The following is a 1,866-nucleotide window of genomic DNA, read 5'->3' as shown; positions in this document are numbered from 1 at the left end:
GAGACAGCCGGCACACGGCCGCCGCTGATCTCGATCGCGGTTTCGATCATCGACAGGGTGAAGCCCTTGATGCCGAAGCCGTAGACGGCAAGGTTGCGCCTTTCCGCTTCGAGTAGCCGCGCCGAAATATGCTCCGCCTCGCCATGCTCGGCCAACAGTCCTGCGAAGCGCTTCTCGGTCAGGCGGAAGAACTGCTCGTTCTGCCACAGCGTGTCGTCGGCATCGAAGCCGATCGTCGTCAGTTCATGGCCGGCCATGGCTGTCCTGCGTCGGGGTCCAAGGTAATCGCATTTCGCGAGGCGTCGAACCTAAGCCCGCCACGGCGAATTTCAACCGCGGCAGCAACCGCACAGGGGTTCCCCTTCCCTTCCATCGCCGGCCACGGCTATACTTCACCATCTGCAACGCAATCTGGTGATTGATGCCGCCTGAAAAAAAGGAAGTCCGTCCGTCTAGCCGCGGAGGGCGTACCCGCACGCCTGCCTTCTTGAAGAACCAACGCGGCGTGAAGAGCTGGAAGGAGGCCAGCGCCTGGCTGGAATGGCGCGGCATCGAGGACATCGAATGCATCACGCCTGACCAGGCCGGCGTTGCCCGCGGCAAGATGATGCCGTCGAAGAAATTCACCTCCAACACCTCGCTGGCGCTGCCCTCGGCGGTGTTCATGACAACGATTTCCGGCGGTTATCCCGAGGACGGCAACGGTTTCCACTATCCGGAGGATGACGGCGATCTCAAGTTGATGCCGGACCTTTCGACGCTGACCGTGGTGCCGTGGGAAGAGGACCCGACGGCGGCGGTGATCTGCGACCTCGTCCATCAGGATGGCCGCTCGGTCGAGTTCACGCCGCGCAACGTGTTGAAGCGCGTGCTCGCGGCTTACGCCGATCGCGGGCTGAGGCCAGTTGTGGCGCCCGAGATCGAATTCTACCTGGTGCGCAAGAATCCCGACCCGGACTATCCGCTGACGCCGCCGGTCGGGCGCTCGGGACGGCCGATCGGCGGCGGCGCCGGCTATTCGATCGCCGGCGTCAACGAGTTCGACGAGCTGATCGACGACATCTACCATTTTTCCGAAGGGCAAGGCCTGGAGATCGACACGCTGATCCACGAGGAGGGCGCCGGCCAGCTCGAGATCAATTTGCGCCACGGCGATCCGATCGAGCTCGCCGACCAGGTGTTCATGTTCAAGCGCACCATCCGCGAGGCGGCGCTGAAGCACGAGATTTACGCCACCTTCATGGCCAAGCCCATCCAGGGCCAGCCCGGATCGGCCATGCACATCCACCAATCGATCGTCGACAGGAAGACCGGGAGGAACGTGTTCTCGGCCGAGGACGGCTCGGAGACGGAGGATTTCTTCCACTTCATTGGCGGCATGCAGAAGCATGTGCCGAACGCGCTGGTGATGTTCGCGCCCTATGTCAATTCCTACCGGCGGCTGACGCAGGCGGCATCGGCACCGGTCAACAACAAATGGGGCTACGATAACCGCACCACGGCCTTCCGCGTGCCGCGTTCGGATCCGGCGGCGCGGCGTGTCGAAAACCGCATTCCGTCCTCGGACGCAAACCCCTACCTGGCGCTGGCGGCATCGCTCGCCTGCGGCCTGGTCGGCATGATCAACAAGGTCAAGGCCGAGCCTCCGGTGCTGACCACCGCCAACGCCGATGAGATCGACCTGCCGCGCAGCCTGCTCGAAGCCGTCGACCTGTTCGAAGGCGACGAGGAACTCTGCGCGATCCTCGGCAAGTCGTTCACCGCCACCTATGCGGCGATCAAGCGGGCTGAGTTCGAGACCTTCATGGAAGTGATCAGCCCGTGGGAGCGGGAGTATTTGTTGCTGAATGTTTAGGGGAGTAGGGG

Annotated in this window: 1 protein-coding gene and 1 pseudogene; one reads left to right on the top strand and one right to left on the bottom strand. The window is 63.1% G+C overall.

Features of this window, described 5'->3' with window-relative positions:
• Positions 1–257, bottom strand: a pseudogene (locus tag EOA33_RS34405) (HAD family hydrolase); the annotation flags it as partial.
• Between the two features lie 164 nt (positions 258–421).
• Between EOA33_RS34405 and EOA33_RS34400 the strand changes: the two are divergent.
• Positions 422–1,855: a glutamine synthetase family protein gene (locus EOA33_RS34400; protein ID WP_126056460.1), complete on the top strand. Its 1,434-nt coding sequence runs from the start codon at positions 422–424 to the stop codon at positions 1,853–1,855.
• The last annotated feature ends 11 nt before the right edge of the window (positions 1,856–1,866 follow it).

The organism is Mesorhizobium sp. M4A.F.Ca.ET.050.02.1.1, from assembly GCF_003997725.1.
Lineage (GTDB): Bacteria > Pseudomonadota > Alphaproteobacteria > Rhizobiales > Rhizobiaceae > Mesorhizobium.
Note: the sequence above shows the minus strand (reverse complement) of the source record. Positions and strands in the feature narration are given on the sequence as shown.

Bases quoted from the DNA above. Each gene is read 5' to 3' on its own strand.
- EOA33_RS34400 (WP_126056460.1), top strand. From the start codon at position 422: ATGCCGCCTGAAAAAAAGGAAGTCCGTCCGTCTAGCCGCGGAGGGCGT.